The organism is Phnomibacter sp. (assembly GCF_036803085.1).
Lineage (GTDB): Bacteria > Bacteroidota > Bacteroidia > Chitinophagales > Chitinophagaceae > Phnomibacter.
The window spans coordinates 79,124-96,040 of the sequence record NZ_DAIRUZ010000008.1 but is presented as its reverse complement, the minus strand read 5'-3'; the positions used below and the strand labels follow the sequence as shown (position 1 = coordinate 96,040).

At 46.2% G+C, this 16,917-nt stretch carries 12 protein-coding genes; all 12 read left to right on the top strand.

What is annotated here, in order from left to right; all coding sequences use genetic code 11:
- Positions 1-140 precede the first annotated feature (140 nt).
- The 12 genes from V7Q13_RS14855 to V7Q13_RS14800 all read left to right on the top strand — a co-directional run bounded on the left by V7Q13_RS14855 (position 141) and on the right by V7Q13_RS14800 (position 16,916).
- Positions 141-3,173 (top strand): SusC/RagA family TonB-linked outer membrane protein, encoded by a 3,033-nt coding sequence (locus V7Q13_RS14855; RefSeq protein ID WP_333801455.1) that lies wholly within the window; start codon positions 141-143, stop codon positions 3,171-3,173.
- A 26-nt stretch (positions 3,174-3,199) separates the two neighbouring features.
- Positions 3,200-4,816 carry a RagB/SusD family nutrient uptake outer membrane protein gene (locus V7Q13_RS14850; protein WP_333801454.1) on the top strand — a complete coding sequence of 539 codons (1,617 nt, stop codon included), beginning with the start codon at positions 3,200-3,202 and terminating at the stop codon, positions 4,814-4,816.
- 100 nt (positions 4,817-4,916) lie between these two features.
- The gene (locus V7Q13_RS14845; RefSeq protein WP_333801453.1) at positions 4,917-7,853 is read left to right on the top strand and encodes a family 43 glycosylhydrolase; all 2,937 of its coding nucleotides are present in this window, start codon (positions 4,917-4,919) and stop codon (positions 7,851-7,853) included.
- Between the two features lie 86 nt (positions 7,854-7,939).
- Positions 7,940-9,937 carry a DUF2264 domain-containing protein gene (locus V7Q13_RS14840; RefSeq protein WP_333801452.1) on the top strand — a complete coding sequence of 666 codons (1,998 nt, stop codon included), beginning with the start codon at positions 7,940-7,942 and terminating at the stop codon, positions 9,935-9,937.
- A gap of 99 nt (positions 9,938-10,036) precedes the next feature.
- The gene (locus V7Q13_RS14835; RefSeq protein ID WP_333801451.1) at positions 10,037-11,230 is read left to right on the top strand and encodes a glycoside hydrolase family 88/105 protein; all 1,194 of its coding nucleotides are present in this window, start codon (positions 10,037-10,039) and stop codon (positions 11,228-11,230) included.
- A gap of 9 nt (positions 11,231-11,239) precedes the next feature.
- A complete protein-coding gene (locus tag V7Q13_RS14830; RefSeq protein WP_333801450.1) occupies positions 11,240-12,019 on the top strand; it encodes an SDR family NAD(P)-dependent oxidoreductase in 780 nt (259 codons plus the stop codon).
- Positions 12,020-12,041: 22 nt separating this feature from the next.
- The gene (locus V7Q13_RS14825; RefSeq protein ID WP_333801449.1) at positions 12,042-12,893 is read left to right on the top strand and encodes a fumarylacetoacetate hydrolase family protein; all 852 of its coding nucleotides are present in this window, start codon (positions 12,042-12,044) and stop codon (positions 12,891-12,893) included.
- Positions 12,894-12,918: 25 nt separating this feature from the next.
- Complete coding sequence (gene fucP / locus V7Q13_RS14820; protein ID WP_333801448.1) at positions 12,919-14,199, top strand: L-fucose:H+ symporter permease; 1,281 nt, start codon at positions 12,919-12,921, stop codon at positions 14,197-14,199.
- Positions 14,200-14,209: 10 nt separating this feature from the next.
- Positions 14,210-14,551: an L-rhamnose mutarotase gene (locus V7Q13_RS14815; protein ID WP_333801447.1), complete on the top strand. Its 342-nt coding sequence runs from the start codon at positions 14,210-14,212 to the stop codon at positions 14,549-14,551.
- On the top strand, positions 14,548-15,384 hold the full coding sequence (locus tag V7Q13_RS14810) for an amidohydrolase family protein (RefSeq protein ID WP_333801446.1): 837 nt from the start codon (positions 14,548-14,550) through the stop codon (positions 15,382-15,384). The genes V7Q13_RS14815 and V7Q13_RS14810 overlap by 4 nt, the downstream gene beginning before the upstream one ends.
- Positions 15,385-15,396: 12 nt before the next feature.
- The gene (locus tag V7Q13_RS14805) at positions 15,397-16,194 is read left to right on the top strand and encodes an SDR family oxidoreductase (RefSeq protein ID WP_333801445.1); all 798 of its coding nucleotides are present in this window, start codon (positions 15,397-15,399) and stop codon (positions 16,192-16,194) included.
- 278 nt (positions 16,195-16,472) lie between these two features.
- Positions 16,473-16,916: a MaoC family dehydratase gene (locus V7Q13_RS14800; protein ID WP_333801444.1), complete on the top strand. Its 444-nt coding sequence runs from the start codon at positions 16,473-16,475 to the stop codon at positions 16,914-16,916.
- The last annotated feature ends 1 nt before the right edge of the window (position 16,917 follow it).

Genomic DNA, 16,917 nt, shown 5'->3' with positions numbered 1-16,917 from the left:
TGAAAATACCCCCCTTTTTTTACTATTCACCCCCCCAGGTAAGCGTATACAATTGCTCACTTTCAACCTATGAAAATGTGCAAGGCAGTATAACGAGCTGTTCTCCTCATTTTCTATTCATCAACTTCAATTGCTGTCCTATGACGAAAAAATCCCGATTGTTTGGGAGGATGAACGCTGCTGTCAGCTTCGCCCCCTACGGAAAAAGCGTAGCTGCTTTTCTCTTGTTTGTTTCGATGCTGTTGGCATCGCTGAGTTCGCAAGTATTTGCTCAATCAACCAAAGTAACCGGCACCATTAAGGATGCTGAAACGGGTGACCCCATTGTTTCGGCAACGGTGATGCTGAAATCAAAAAAAGCGGCCACTACTACAGATGCTTTAGGCCTGTTTAGTATTTCGGCTGTGGCCGGCGATGTGCTGGTCATTTCCAACGTGGGTTTTCAAACACTTGAAGTACCTGTAGATCTTACAGCACCCATGACCATTCAATTAAAAGCAACCAACCGCCAGTTGGGCGAAGTGGTAGTGGTAGGTTATGGTACCCGCAAACGTTCCGACATTACCGGTGCGGTAGCTTCAGTTCCTAAAACCCGTTTATCGCAGTTGCCGGTCACCAATGTGCTGCATGCCATTGAAGGTTCGGTAGCAGGGGTAAACATCACCCAAAACTCCAATGTGCCGGGTAGCTCAGCTTCGGTATTGGTGCGGGGGCAAAATACCATTACCGCCGGCACAGGTCCGTTTATTGTGGTAGATGGTGTGCCCTTCAGCAAAACCGGTAGTGTAACCAATGACATCAACCCCAACGATATTGCTTCCATCGAGATATTGAAAGACGCCAGTGCCACGGCTATATATGGTGTAAATGGTGCGAATGGTGTTATTCTCATTACTACCAAAAGAGGCACCACAGGCAAGCCGGTGATTAAATACAATGCCTACATGGGTTTGGACAATCTGGCACATATCCTCGATCCATCGAGCCCGGAAGCGTATGTGCAGAAATATGCCGATTGGTGGAAACAGGTCAACCCGACTTCTACCCAAACCAATGTGCTGCCCACACAATTTGAAAGAGCCAACTATGCCGCCGGCAAAAAAGTAGACTGGCTGGATGAAGTGCTGCAGCAAGGCATTATGCAAGACCATAACCTGAGCATTTCTGGTGGGTCAAAGGATTTTCGCTATTACGTAAGCGGCGACTTTATGAAACAACAGGGCGCTGTAAAAGGGTATCAATACAAACGGGCGAACCTGCGTGCCAATCTCGATGCTACCATCACCGATTATCTGACCATTGGTACCACCATTTCTTACACCAACAACAACTACGATGGTGGCCGTGCCAACTTCTACCTGGCAACTGCTATGAGTCCGTATGGCTTTTTGTACGATGCCAATGGCAACTATGCCATTTACCCCATGTACGAAGAATTGTTGTACAAAAATCCACTGAGTGGTTTGAACAACGACCGCACTGACCGCAGCAATAATTTGATTGGAAACGGATATGCCGAAATCAAATTTGGCGGTGCCTTGCAAGGGTTGAAATACCGCTTCAATGCGGGCTACACATTTGTAACCACACGGTATGGCTACTATGAAGGCCGCAGTTTCGACAACCAATTGGGCACTGCTAATGTGAGCAGTTCTGAAACCAACAACTGGGTAGCAGAAAACATTCTCACCTATACAAAAGACTTCGGTATGCATCACCTCGATTTTACCGGATTGTATAGTGCTCAACAACGTAACTACTTTACCTACGGGGCAAACGCTACCGGCTTCATCAACGATGAACTTTCATACAACCGTTTGGAAGCAGGCGCCACACAAACATCGAGCTCTTACCGCGATAAGTACAGCCTCAACTCTATGATGGCAAGGGTAAACTATACCTATGATGGTCGCTATTTGCTCACCGCCACCATTCGTCGTGATGGCTCAAGTGTAATGGGTGGCAACACCAGCAAGTATGGCAATTTTCCATCGGTTGCTGTGGGCTGGAACATCACCCGCGAAAAATTCATGCAAAGCCAAAAGGTAGTAGACAACCTGAAACTGCGTAGCTCTTATGGTATGGCGGGCAATGAAGCCATTTCTGTATATGGCACCATTACCACTGCCGGTACTGTTCGTTTTCCATTTGGCGGCAACTCTACCATTGGTGTGTTGGCCAGCAATTTGGGTAATGGCAACCTGCATTGGGAAAGTGCAAAAACACTCAACGTTGGGCTCGACTTTGCTGTGTTGAAAAACAGAATCAATGGTACGTTGGATTACTACAGCACTCAAACTTCAGATTTGTTGCTGCGCAGAAACCTGCCCATTATTACTGGTTATGGCAGCATTCTCGACAACCTGGGTAAAACAGCCAACAGGGGTATTGAGCTAATGCTGAATGCAGATGTTATATCGAAGAAAGATTTTAAATGGCAGGCCACTGTAAACTTTGCTACCAACAAAAACAAGATTGTTGATTTGTATGGCGATGGTAAAGATGACATTGGCAACCGCTGGTTTATTGGTAAGCCCATCGGCATCATCTGGGATTACAAAATGGTGGGTGTATGGCAAGAAGGCGAAGATGCTTCACAGTGGGACCCTGGTGCCAAGCCCGGCGATCTGAAATTTGCCGACATCAATGGCGATAAAAAAATTACAGCAGATGACCGCACCGTGTTGGGACAAACTGCACCCAAGTGGACAGGTGGTATCACCAATACTTTCCACTACAAAAATTTCCACCTCAATATTTTTATTCAAACATTCCAGGGTGCATTGCGCAATAACGTAACACTGACTTATGCCGACGAAGCAGGCCGAATGAATATTCCTGCAGAAACCGGCTACTGGACAGCAGAAAACAAGAGCAATACACGTCCATCATTGCGCTATACCAATCCTCGTGGTTATGGCTATGCTTCCGACAACAGCTACACCCGTTTGAAAGATGTAACACTGAGCTACGTATTTCCACAAAGTGCACTCGACAGAATGAAACTTGCTGCCATGACGTTGTATGTGAGTGGTCGTAACCTCTACACATTTACCAACTGGGTTGGTTGGGATCCTGAATTCAACTATTCTTTCCGCGGTTCCGGCGATTGGACCAACAACTACCCACAAACAAGAACCATTGTGTTTGGTGTAAACGTTTCGCTCCGTTGATTGCTCACCTCAAAATTCTGTTTCACATGAAGAAGCATATAAAATACCTGCTATATACTGCCACAGCTTTGCTGAGTTTGTCGGCATGCAAAAAAGATTTTCTGGATGAAGAAGTGTATTCATCCTATGCCCCTGCCACCTTGTCCGATTCATTGGGTTTTGAAGCCTCTGTAGTGGGCTTGCACAACCTCATGAGCACTTTTTTTAGCTATAGCGATCCGCAAGGCTGGCCCAGTGTGTGGCACAGCGGTACCGACGTGGCTTGGGTGCCACCTACACAGCGTCAGGGCATCGAAATTCCTTACTACGATTACAACCAACTCATCACTACCGATGGTGCGGCTTCGTATACCTGGAGCTGGTGCTATCGCATGATTAACAACGCCAATATTCTTATTAAAAATGCCGAGAATCCAAACCTCACCGGCATGACCCAAAAGAACAAAGACCAGATAGCCGGCGAAGCAAAATTCTTCCGTGCTTATGCGTACAATATTTTGGCAACGTTGTTTGGAAAAGTACCATTGGTAACAGATCCATTGTCATCGCCTAAAACAGATTTCACCCGCACTTCTCTCGATTCGGTAAATGCGCAAATAGAAAAAGACTTGTTGTTTGCCGCAGACAAACTGCCCGACATCGACAATGTGAAATCGAATTCAAAAGGTAAAATGTATGGCCGCATCAACAAGGCCATGGCCAGCCAGTTGTTGGCAGAAGCATACCTGCGCATGGGCAAGCCTGCACTGGCCGAAGCACAATGCGATTTGGTCATCAACAGTGGTAAGTTTAGTCTTACTACTGCCCGCTATGGCAAAAACCTGAACCTGCCCGGCGATCCATTCAGCGACATGTTTGTTTATGGCAACCAGCGTCGTTCGCAGGGCAACCGCGAAGCCATTTGGGTGTTGGAGCAAGAGAACCCCAGCACAGTGGTAGGTGGTATTACCAATAGCCCGCAGCAGCGACGCAACTGGGGTGCAGCCTACTATCAAATTGCCGGCATGACCATTTGTGATTCACTGGGAGGCCGCGGTATTGCCCGTCTTCGCCTTACCAACTGGGTGATTTATGATTTGTATGAAAAAACAGACATGCGCAACTCTGAAAACAACCTGCGCCATCGTTTTTATTACAACACGCCGGGCAATGCCAACTTCGGCAAAGAAGTGCCATATACCGGTGCAGATACCGTGTTTAAAATTGCACCGCACACTACCAAGTGGTACCAGTTTGATCCGAATGATGTATTTGGGTTTGCCATGATTAAAGATTTTATGTTGATGCGTTTGGGTGAAACCTATTTGCTGAAAGCAGAAGCACAATTCCGTCAGGGAAAATTGGGCGATGCTGCTACCACCATCAATGTTATTCGTGGCAGGGCAGGTGCCAGCCCCGTGAGTGCCGCCGATATTACACTTGACTTCATACTGGATGAAAGAGCCCGTGAGTTGCTGGCCGAAGAAAACCGCCGCATGACGCTGATGCGTACCGGCACGTTGGTGACCCGTACCGTGAAGTACAACACACAACAACACAATCCTGTGCTGGGACTTGCGGCCAAACATTTGTTGCTGCCCATTCCGCAGTCAGAAATCAACCTGAACAAGGACGCCGTACTGGAACAGAACCCCGGTTATTAATTCATGTCTTTTTCTCATAACAAGTTGTAGTTTGCCTGGCTGGTTGATGCATACATGATGCTGCATCAACCAGCCTTTTTTCAATTTTAGATGAATTGTTATGCAAAGAGTTGCCAGCTGTTTTTTTCTGTTGTTGTTGCTGCAAGGTTCAGGTGTGTTTGCACAAACGCAAAAGCGTGATGCAGGTACAAAAGCCAGGCCTGCTATGGCGGGATATCTGTTCGCCTACTTTACGGGCAATGCAAAAGCAGAAGAGCAAATACATTTTGCATTGAGTAGCGATGGGTTGTCATTCCGGGCTTTGAATCACAACAAACCAGTACTCTCCAGTGCTGCCATCAGCAGTACAGGCGGCGTCAGAGATCCGCATATTTTGCGGGGTGAGGATGGCAAAACATTTTACATGGTAGCTACCGATATGGTGTCGGCCAACGGGTGGAGTTCTAACCGGGCTATGGTGTTGCTGAAATCCGCCGACTTAATCAACTGGACATCTAGTGTGGTAAATATTCAACAGCGGTTTGCAGGGCAAGACAGCCTGCTTCGGGTGTGGGCCCCACAAACCATTTACGACAAACACAGCGGCCGCTACATGTTGTATTGGTCGATGAAATATGGCAACGAACCTGATAAGATTTATTACGCTTTCGCCAACAAAGAATTTACCGATTTGGCTACTGAGCCGAAACAACTCTTTTACAGCCCGGATAACGCAGCTTGTATTGATGGTGACATTGTAGTGAAAGATGGTAAGTATTATTTGTTTTTTAAAACGGAAGACCGCCACCCCGGCATAAAAGTAGCCGTGTCGGAAAAGCTTACGTGCGGGTATACCATGCAAACCGCAGACTACGTACAGCAAACCAATAAACCGGTTGAAGGTGCAGGTACTTTTAAGCTGAATGATGGCAGTGGTTTTGTGTTGATGTATGATATGTACACCAGCAGCCGGTATCAATTTACCAAAACAACCGACCTAAAGAATTTCACCATTATCGATGCAGAAATTTCGATGAACTTTCACCCACGGCATGGTACTGTAATGTCTGTAACGGAAGAAGAATGCCAACGCTTGCTGAGTAAGTGGGGAACGGTGGAAGATGCGTTTGCGTTTCCGGCAAATGCAGCCATTAAACCCATCAACACTGTGGTGGATAGTTCCCAAAAGAGCATCACTATTTCACTACAACCTGGCACAAGTTTCAATCAGTTCAATCCGCAATGGCGCACATTGCCCGGTGCCCGTGTGCAGCTGCTGCAGCCTGGTTTTGTAAATGGTAAAGCCGGCTATCAGGTGTCGCTGGGCAATCAGCCAACCGAAGTGTGGACTGTGCAGCTCACTACGCCGCATAACCCTGTATTGGCGGGCTATTACGCCGATCCGGATATTTTGTACGCAAAGCAAACAGGTAAGTATTACATCTATCCCACCAGCGATGGATTCAATGGTTGGTCGGGTACCTATTTCAAAGCTTTTTCGAGTACTGATTTGGTAAGCTGGCAAGATGAAGGCGTGATACTTGATTTGGATAAAGATGTGAGTTGGGCCAAACGCAATGCATGGGCGCCTTGCCTTATCGAAAAGAAAATCAATGGCCGCTATAAATACTTTTACTACTTCACTGCTGCGCAAAAAATTGGTGTGGCAGTAGCCGATCATCCAACAGGTCCGTTTACCGATATTGGCAAACCATTGATTGCAGAAAGACCTGCCGGTGTAAAAGGCGGACAAGAAATTGACCCCGAAGTATTTGAAGATCCGAAAACCGGAAAAACGTACTTGTATTGGGGCAATGGACACATGGCCGTGGTAGAGCTGAATGAAGACATGATTTCTTACAAGCCGGAAAGCTTGCAAATTATTACACCCACCGACAATACATTTCGGGAAGGCACCACCGTATTTTACAGAAATGGCTTGTATTATTTTTTGTGGAGTGAAGACGATACAAGAAGCGTAAACTACCGGGTGCGGTATGGTACAGCTGCATCGCCATTGGGCCCCATACAAATACCCGCCAACAATTTGGTGCTTGCCAAAGATGAATCGAAAGGCATTTACGGTACGGGGCACAACTCGGTATTGAATGTGCCCGGTACCAATGATTGGTACATTGTTTACCATCGGTTTAATTATCCCAATGGAATAGGCATGGGAAGTGCCGCCGGCTTTCACCGCGAAGTATGTATCGATAAAATGGAATTTTTACCAGATGGCAGTATTGCTTTTGTAAAGCCTACGCATGAAGGCGTTGCAGCACTGCCTGCTGCTAACACTGGTCAATACAAACTGGTTTGGGCCGATGAGTTTAACGAAGCTGGAAAACCGGATACTGCCAAGTGGGGTTACGAGCATGGATTTGTGCGCAATGAAGAAGCGCAATGGTACCAACCGGAGAATGCATTTTGTACCAATGGTAAGCTCATTATTGAAACCAGAAAAGAAGCAAAACCTAATCCAAGCTTTGTGGCAGGAAGTAGTAACTGGCGCACCAATCGGGACAGCATTCGCTTCACTTCTGCCTGCCTTATTACCAAAGGCAAACACACATGGCAGTATGGTCGCTTTGAGATGCGGGCAAAGATTGACATTCGTGCAGGCATGTGGCCTGCGTGGTGGACTTTGGGCATCAGCAAGCCTTGGCCCGCCAATGGAGAAATAGACATCATGGAATATTATCGGGGAAAGCTGCTGGCCAATATTGCCAGCCTTGGTGCAGATAAAAAAGCGGCTTGGTTCAGCAATACATTCAGTACGGATTCTTTGGGTGGAGCCGCATGGGCCAGCAAGTTTCATGTGTGGCGCATGGATTGGACAAAAGATGAGATTGCTTTATACGTGGATGATGTGTTGTTGAATAAAACTCCTGTTACATTGCTGACAAATAAAGATGGATCGGGTTTCAATCCGTTTCTGCAACCGCACTACATGCTGCTGAATGTTGCGGTTGGCGGCATGAATGGCGGCGATCCTTCGGGTACTACTTTCCCTACAAGAATGGAAGTGGATTATGTACGGGTGTATCAATATGAATAAGCCTTGATTGGAAATGAGGATTGAATAAAGAATGCGATATGAAAACTGGTATTAAAAATAAATATGTAACTCTTGCTGTCACTCTGATGGCAGGTATACTCTTGGTGAATGTGGCTGTGGCGCAGTCAAATGTATTTACAGTGACCAATCCCGATTTTACATTGAGTCCTCATACAGGCATGACAAAGAAGCACTGGAAAGATGCAGCCATGTACTTGTTGAAAGGTGCTTTCAGTTATGTTCATTCGCTGGATGATCCGATGCAGTTCCCTAAGCAGCCCGGTAAGAGTTATCCTCGTACACCTGCACAAGTGCCAACAGAAAAATTGGAAGGCTTGTGCCGCACTTTGTTTATTGCTGCGCCATTGCTCAAAGACAATCCTTCACTGTCGTTAAATGGCATTGCAGTTGCTGATTATTACCGCCATCAAATTGCATTGCTGGTCGATTCGAATGCCGCAACATTCATTAAGCACAGGGCGATCAACGGTGGTCCACATCAAAATTTGGTAGAGTTTGGTGCATTGTCTATGTCGCTGGTTGTAGCGCCGGAAGTGTTGTGGGAGCCACTTACGCCTGCTACCAAAAATGCTTTGGCCGCCACCATGCTTAGCTATGCCGATGGCCCTACAGTGCCCAGCAACTGGAAGTTCTTCAACATTTTTGTGTTGAGTTTTTTCAAAGACAAAGGCTATGCTGTCAATGAAAAATTACTGATGGAATACCTCGATAAATCATTGGCACATTATCGTGGCGATGGCTGGTACAATGATAATCCGGCTTATGATTATTATAGCATGTGGGCATTTCAGATGTACGGTATGCTGTGGTCGGAATATTTGGGCAGGAAATACTATCCTGCTTATGCAAAGCAATTCATTGCTCACTTCTCCGATTTAAAAAACACATACCCCAACATGTTTAGCCGCAATGGCGAAATGATTATGTGGGGGAGAAGTATCAGCTATCGTATTGCTTCCATGATACCCATGCCATTGATGGGCTTTCTGAAAGATCCATCCATCAATTATGGTTGGATGCGCAGAATAAGCTCCGGTGTGATGTTGCAGTTTTTGCAGCATCCCGAATTTCTAAAAGATGAAGTACCAACGCTTGGTTTTTATGGAGTATTTGAACCAGCAGTGCAGTCGTACAGTTGCCGCGGAAGTGTGTATTGGATGGGCAAAGCTTTTTTTGCATTGCTCATTCCTGATGACAACCCTTTTTGGACGGCAAAAGAAAATGAAGGTGCATGGGAAAATACTTTCAAGCCCAATCAGGTGTACAACCAGTTGCAGGATACCGCTCATATATTGGTGACGAACTATACCAATATTGGCGCATCTGAAGTAAGGGCCTGGTGCCATGTAAAAGCCATTGGCGCCAATGAACCATTCCGGGCCAGCGAAAACTATAACCGTTTGTCGTACAACAGCGCTTTTCCGTGGCAGGCAGATAGCAGCAATGGAACTGTGGCCATGAACTATGTAATCAGAAATGCCAAAGAGGAATGGGAGCCATTGCGATTGTTTACCTATCAGCAGTTTAAAGAAGGCATGTATTACCGCACTGCAGTACAGGAAACACATAACCGTACCCGTTTTCAACTTACAGATATGCCATTGCCCAATGGTATTTTACGGGCTGATTATATCAGTAGCGACACCATTGCCAACATAAGGTTGGGGCATTATGCACTGCCACAGGTTGCCGGAAAAACAATTTCTGAAACCCGCAGAAAAGTAAAAGGGTATGAAGTGCTCATCATTGATAATGGTGTGTATCAGTTGGCATTGGTAAATGTGCAAGGTTGGGCTAACATGGAAGTACGAAAAGCCGTGGGAATGCATCCGCAGGCAAGCAACAGTTCGGTCATTAATGCTGCTACACAAATACCTGCTGCTGAAGATGGTCGCTGGTTGGTATCGCTGATGCTGTGGAAGAAAAGCGGAGATGTATTTTCAAACGACGAACTTTTTCCATTTAAAAATCTTTCGATTACGGGTGTGCGTTTGTCGGCTATGCTAAAGCAGGGACAGGATGGGGAAAAAGCGATGCTTCAAGTTGTTGCAGACCGGCAATAGCAAAGTCTTTACGTCAACGATTGCATGAATTTACCTTCATGCCTCAGGGTGGTTCCGCTGGCGGAATGCGCTATATTTCGGGCCGAAAAGCTTTTGCCAATGAAAAAATGGATGAAATGGAGCTTCCTGCTGGTAATGTTGTGGGCTTCCACTGCCAATGCCCAACAGCAACAACAACAGTGGAATGTGGTAATGGCCAATACCGTGTTGGATATCTGGAAGGATTCGATTCCGGTGGGCAGTCAAACCAAGTGGTCGTACGATATGGGCGTTGTGCTCAAAGGTTTTGAAGGCCTGTGGCGCCAAACAGGCGATGCCAAATACCTGCAAGCCATCAAGGCAAAAATGGATTGGTTTATTCAACCCGACGGTAGCATTAAAGGCTACGAACTCACTGAATACAATATTGATCATGTAAACAATGGCAAGCTGGTGCTGCTGTTGTACAAGGAAACCAAAGAGGAAAAATATCGCATTGCGGCGCATCATTTGCGGGACCAATTGCGAACCCATCCACGCACTAACGAAGGGGGCTTTTGGCATAAAAAAGTGTACCCCTATCAAATGTGGCTCGATGGTTTGTACATGGGTGCTCCGTTTTATGCAGAATACATTTCCATGTTTGGCGATGCCAAAGATTATGATGACGTAGTGAACCAGTTTGTATGGATGGAAAACCATGCACGGGATTCAGCTACGGGCTTGCTATACCATGCTTGGGACGAAAGCAAGCAACAACGCTGGGCCAATAAAGAAACTGGGAAGTCGCCGCATTTTTGGGCCCGTGCAATGGGCTGGTATGCGGATGCTATTGTTGATGCTTTGGACTTTATTCCCGCAAAACATCCCGGTCGTGCTAAGCTCATAGCTATTCTCAACCGTTTGATAAATGCCATCGAAAAAGAGCAAGATGCAACCACGGGTTTGTGGTACGATGTACTGCACTACAATGGCCCGGGAAAAGAACGCAACTATTTTGAAGCATCCGCTTCTTCTCAATTTGTGTATGCCATTGCCAAAGGCGTTCGCAAAGGATATTTACCAAAAAGTAAAATGGCGATGGCCGAAAAAGGGTATCAGGGATTGGTGACACAGTTTATCAAATTGGAGAACGGTCGATACAATTTGCATGGCACTGTAAAAGTGTCGGGACTGGGCGGTAGTGGCAACTATCGCGATGGTAGTTTTGAGTATTACATGAGTGAACCAGTGATTGTAAATGATCCCAAAGGATTGGGCGCATTTTTACTGGCCGCTAACGAAATGGAAGGAAGAAAATTAAAGCATAAATAAAGAGTCGTTATGTTTCAGCTGAACAATAAAGTTGGCATTGTTACCGGGGGTGGCAGTGGTATTGGTAAAGCCATTGCAGGTTTGTTTGCCCGCCAGGGAGCAAGGGTGTTCATTTTCGATATTGATGCGCAGGGCGCCGCTCTGGCAGTGGCGGAGATTCAGGCAGCCGGTGGACAAGCCGATGCAGTGATACTCAACATTAGTAATCAACAAGAAGTAAAAGCAGCCGTAGCACAAGTGCAAGCCACTGCAGGCAGTATCGATATTTTGGTCAACAACGCTGGTGTAGCTCATGTGGGCACAGCGGATAGTACCAGCGAACAAGACTTTGACCGTGTATATTCCATCAACGTAAAAGGCGTGTACAACTGTTTGCACGAAGTACTGCCGGTGATGAAAGCACAACCGCAAGGAGGAGTCATTCTCAACATGTGCTCTATTGCAGCATGGGTGGGCATTACCGATCGGTTTGCTTACAGCATGAGCAAGGGTGCAGTGCTTGGCATGACACTCAGTACAGCCCGTGATTATCTGGCACACAACATCCGCTGCAATTGTATTTCTCCTGCCAGAGTACATACACCATTTGTGGATGGTTTCATTGCTAAAAACTATCCTGGCCGAGAAGCTGAAATGTTCGATAAATTATCAAAGAGTCAACCCATTGGCCGTATGGGCACTACCGATGAAGTAGCACATCTGGCTTTGTATTTATGTAGTCAGGAAGCTGGTTTTATTACAGGCTGCGATTACCCCATCGACGGTGGCTTTATCAATTTGAATAACTAATCAATCACAACCAAGCATCAATATGAAACTTATCAGATACGGCCAAGCCGGACAAGAAAAACCCGGTGTACTCATTGGCGAAACTTATTACGACGCATCATCCATTACTGCTGATTATGATGAGGTCTTTTTTGCCAATGATGGCTTAGCAAAACTTGCAGCTGCAGTAGCTGGCAATGCGCTGCCTGCAACTCCTGTAGAGCGTTTGGGCTGCCCGGTGCAGCGTCCTTCTAAAATTGTATGCATTGGTCTCAACTACAGCGACCATGCCAAAGAAACCGGTGCCACACCACCAGCCGAACCGGTGATTTTCTTTAAATCAACCACGGCTATTGTAGGCCCCAACGATGCGGTGATGATACCACGCAATTCGGTTAAAACGGATTGGGAAGTGGAACTCGCTATTGTCATTGGTAAGAAAGCATCTTATGTGGAAGAAAGCGAAGCGATGGATTATGTAGCCGGTTATTGCCTGCACAACGATATCAGTGAACGAGCGTTTCAGCTGGAGCGGAGCGGTACCTGGGATAAGGGAAAGGGCTGCGATACTTTCGCACCACTTGGCCCATGGTTGGTTACCAAAGATGAAGTAGCTGATGTACACAACCTGCGCCTGTGGTTGAAGCTGAATGGCAAGACGATGCAAGATGGAACAACAGCCAATCTCATTTTCAACGTGCCTTTTTTGATTAGTTACGTCAGCCAATTTATGACGCTGTTGCCCGGCGATATTATTTCCACCGGTACTCCGGCTGGTGTGGGATTGGGCATGAATCCGCAAGTGTACCTGAAGCCCGGTGATGTGATGGAGTTAGGTATTGATGGTCTCGGCACTTCCACGCAAACAGTCGTGGCTTTCAGTAAACCCGCTTAATTTCAGCTCACAACGATTGCACAATATGACAACCAACAACAAGCAACAGTACCTCGTCGCTTTTATCATGGTAACGAGCCTGTTTTTTCTGTGGGCTTTTCTGCACAACATCAATCCCATATTGATACCGCACCTCAAAAAGGCCTGTACCCTTACTGATACAGAGAGTGCCTTTATTGATTCGTCTGTTTCGTTGGGTTATTTTTTAATAGCCCTGCCAGCGGGTTGGTACATGCATAAAAAGGGCTACAAAAAAGGCATACAGTTGGGCCTGGCTTTGTATTGTGCCGGTGCCTTTTTATTTGTGCCTGCAGCAAGTACCCGCAGCTATGGGTTCTTTTTGGCAGCGTTGTTTGTCATGGCCAGTGGTGCTACTTTTTTAGAAACTGTCGCCAATCCTTACATCACCAAATTGGGTGATGCTGCTACCGCAGCCAGCCGATTGAATTTGGCGCAATCATTCAATGGTGTGGGTGCGTTTATTGCGCCACTCATTGGTGGTAAATTTATCCTGAGTGGCATTGAGCACAGCGAAACTGAACTGCAACAAATGACACCAGATCAGTTGCAGCAATACCTCAGTTTTGAAGCTGGCACTATCAAGCTTCCTTACATCGTAATCGGAGCTGTTGTGCTATTGATTTTATTGTTGTTTGCCTTTGTAAAACTGCCTGAAATAAAAGAAACGCACAGTGCTGATGCCGGCTCCGAATTTTCTACAAGAGTATTTCGCCACATGCATTTTCGCAATGCAGTAATAGCGCAGTTTTTTTATGTAGGTGCTCAGGTGTGCGTTGGTAGTTTTTTTATCCGCTTTTCCAAATACACTATGAACCTGGGTGAAAAAGAAGCAGCATTTATGTGGGGCAGTATTGCAATGGTGGGTTTTATGGCGGGCCGTTTTGTAGGTACTTTTTTAATGCGGTTTATTCGCCCTGCGCAATTATTGGCAGCCTATGCAGCTATCAGCATAGCCTTGCTGGCGGTGGCTATCGTTACCAAAGGAAATGCTGCCGTTTATGCTATGGTAGCGGTGCCTTTCTTTATGTCCATCATGTTCCCTACCATTTTTGCTTTGGGCATCGATGGCTTGGGTGAGGAAAGTAAAATTGCTTCTTCGTTTATTGTAATGGCCATCATTGGCGGCGCTATATTTCCGGTGCTCATGGGGCAGGTAAGCGACGCCAACAATGGTAATATTCAATTGGCGTATATCGTGCCGCTTATCTGTTTTGTTGTGGTGGGTTGGTTTGCCTTTACGCAGTTTAAAAACAAAGCTGTCGCGGTATCGGCAGCGGGTCATTAAAGCCATGTGTATGAAACGCTATTGCCTTGCTGTCGATTTAAAAAATGATCCGGTGTTGATTGCTGAATACGAGCAATATCATCAGCGCATTTGGCCCGAAATACAAGCTTCCATTGTATCGGCTGGTATAGTATCTATGGAAATTTACCGCATAGAAAACCGGTTGTTTATGATTATGGAGACCAACGATGATTTTTCGTTTGCAGCAAAAGCAGCCGCAGATGCAGCCAACGAAAAAGTACAGGAGTGGGAAACGCTGATGTGGCAATATCAACAGGCATTGCCTACTGCAAAGCCCGGCGAAAAGTGGTTGCTCATGCACAAAATATTTGACCTCAACACCGCCTTATGACCATCATAGATACACACCAGCATTATTGGAAATACGATCCGGTAAACTATGCGTGGATCAACGACGATATGGCGGTGATTCGACAAGATTTTTTGCCTGCCGATTTGCAACCTGTTTTGGCAGCCAATGGTGTTGCTGCCAGCATAGCGGTGCAGGCCGACCAAACAGAACAAGAAACTGACTGGTTGTTACAACTGGCTGATGAGAATCCTTTTATTGCAGGCGTTGTTGGCTGGGTTGATTTACGCAGTCCGCAGTTGGCTGAACGCTTGCAGCATTATGCACAATTTTCAAAGCTCAAAGGGTTCCGGCATGTACTGCAGGGCGAAGAACCATCTTTCATGTTGCAGCCCTCATTTGTAAATGGTATAGCGCAGTTGCAAGCTCATGGCTTTGCTTATGATATCCTCATTTTTCCGCAACATTTGCCTGCCGCACTGCAGTTGGTGCAGCAGTTTCCTGAACAGCGTTTTGTTATCGATCATTTGGCTAAGCCTTACATAAAGCAAGGTTTGATAGGCGAATGGGCATCTGGTATGAAAGCGTTGGCGGCACATACCAATGTGTATTGCAAAATCAGCGGCATGGTAACGGAAGCAGATTGGCGAAAATGGTCTGCTGCTGATTTACATCCTTACATCGACACCGTGGTGCGGGCATTTGGCACCAGCCGTTGCATGTTTGGCAGCGATTGGCCCGTGTGTTTGGTAGCAGCTGCTTACGATAAGTGGTTACAAACCGTGCAAGATTATTTCGCAGGATTTTCAACTGAAGAACAAGCCATGGTGTTTGCTGGCAATGCAAAACATTTTTATCAAATTGACACACTATAAAATTGGAAGAACATGAATACACAACTCAACAATAAAGTAGTAATTGTAACAGGTGGCGCCAAGGGCATTGGCAAGGGTATTGTAGAAGTGCTGGCACGTGAAGGTGCTATCCCTGTTATTGTTGGTCGCAATGCGCAAGACAATGAAGTGGTGGTGCAAGAAATTATTGCCGCAGGCGGACAATGCTGGCAGGTTGCCGCCGAATTGTCGCAACCAGAAGAATGTGAGAAAGCCGTGCAAGCTGTAGTGCAGCAATTCAATCGCATCGACGGACTCATCAATAATGCGGGGGTAAATGATGGTGTTGGATTGGAGCATGGTGATTACAAACGTTTCATGGAAAGCCTGCACAAAAACGTAGTGCATTACTACCTGATGGCGCATTATGCATTGCCCGAATTGAAAAAGTCGAAGGGAAGTATTGTCAACATTACTTCTAAAACTGCAGAGACCGGACAGGGGAATACTTCGGCCTATGCAGCCAGCAATGGTGGCCGCAATGCACTCACCCGTGAGTGGGCGGTAGAATTAGCAAAATATTCCATTCGGGTAAATGCGGTGGTGGTAGCAGAGTGCTATACGCCCTTGTACGATAAATGGATAAAGTCGATGCCAAACGGCGATGAAAAGCTGAAAGAAATTACTTCCAAAATACCTTTTGAGCAGCGCTTTACCACCGCAGAAGAAATCGCTAACATGACGGTATTCCTGCTTTCCCCGCTATCCAGCCATACTACAGGTCAGTTGATTTATGTGGATGGCGGCTATGTACATCTCGACCGGGCCTACAATGTTGGCATTGGTGATTGATGGCCATTTTTGAACAATACAGACAAGGCTACCGGTAAAAGGGCAGCCTTTTTTTATGCTCCTCATGCTGGTAAAATAATCCATCATTATAGTAAAACCTGCCATTTGGGCGGCGGAGTGCTGCTGCTACTTTTAATATTCGAAAAGCACTGGCTTTCATAGCCACTCGGCTTTGCCGGAATTGTTGCACGTAGTGTTGATTGACACTTTTCATTACAAGGAACAATTTCCGGTACGGCGGCTTTCAACATCTATTTTTTCAGACGATAGCGCCTGCCATGTTCATAACGAAATACTTTGAGGAGTTTGCCATTGGTGATGTACGACATACCTATGGCAGAACCATTACCGAAACAGACATCGTGGTACATGCAGGGCAGTCTGGCGATTTCTTTCCGCACCACATGGATGAAGAGTGGTGCAAAACTCAACCGTTCAAAAAACGCATTGCTCACGGCACTTTGATTTTTACTGTGGCCGTAGGTCTTACAGCCGATCATATCAATGATGTATCCATGACATACGGCTATGAAAAACTGCGTTTCATCAAGCCCGTCTTCATTAATGATACAATTAAAGTGACTGTCACCATTCAGGATAAGAAAGACCATAAACGCCCCGATCAAGGATTGGTAACGGAGCTGGTGGAATGTTTCAACCAACACAACGAACTGGTGATGCGCTGCGAACATATTTTACTCGTAAAAAAACAAGCAGCGTAGC

Bases quoted from the DNA above. Each gene is read 5' to 3' on its own strand.
- V7Q13_RS14855 (WP_333801455.1), top strand. From the start codon at position 141: ATGACGAAAAAATCCCGATTGTTTGGGAGGATGAACGCTGCTGTCAGC.
- V7Q13_RS14850 (WP_333801454.1), top strand. From the start codon at position 3,200: ATGAAGAAGCATATAAAATACCTGCTATATACTGCCACAGCTTTGCTG.
- V7Q13_RS14845 (WP_333801453.1), top strand. From the start codon at position 4,917: ATGCAAAGAGTTGCCAGCTGTTTTTTTCTGTTGTTGTTGCTGCAAGGT.
- V7Q13_RS14840 (WP_333801452.1), top strand. From the start codon at position 7,940: ATGGCAGGTATACTCTTGGTGAATGTGGCTGTGGCGCAGTCAAATGTA.
- V7Q13_RS14835 (WP_333801451.1), top strand. From the start codon at position 10,037: ATGAAAAAATGGATGAAATGGAGCTTCCTGCTGGTAATGTTGTGGGCT.
- V7Q13_RS14830 (WP_333801450.1), top strand. From the start codon at position 11,240: ATGTTTCAGCTGAACAATAAAGTTGGCATTGTTACCGGGGGTGGCAGT.
- V7Q13_RS14825 (WP_333801449.1), top strand. From the start codon at position 12,042: ATGAAACTTATCAGATACGGCCAAGCCGGACAAGAAAAACCCGGTGTA.
- fucP (WP_333801448.1), top strand. From the start codon at position 12,919: ATGACAACCAACAACAAGCAACAGTACCTCGTCGCTTTTATCATGGTA.
- V7Q13_RS14815 (WP_333801447.1), top strand. From the start codon at position 14,210: ATGAAACGCTATTGCCTTGCTGTCGATTTAAAAAATGATCCGGTGTTG.
- V7Q13_RS14810 (WP_333801446.1), top strand. From the start codon at position 14,548: ATGACCATCATAGATACACACCAGCATTATTGGAAATACGATCCGGTA.
- V7Q13_RS14805 (WP_333801445.1), top strand. From the start codon at position 15,397: ATGAATACACAACTCAACAATAAAGTAGTAATTGTAACAGGTGGCGCC.
- V7Q13_RS14800 (WP_333801444.1), top strand. From the start codon at position 16,473: ATGTTCATAACGAAATACTTTGAGGAGTTTGCCATTGGTGATGTACGA.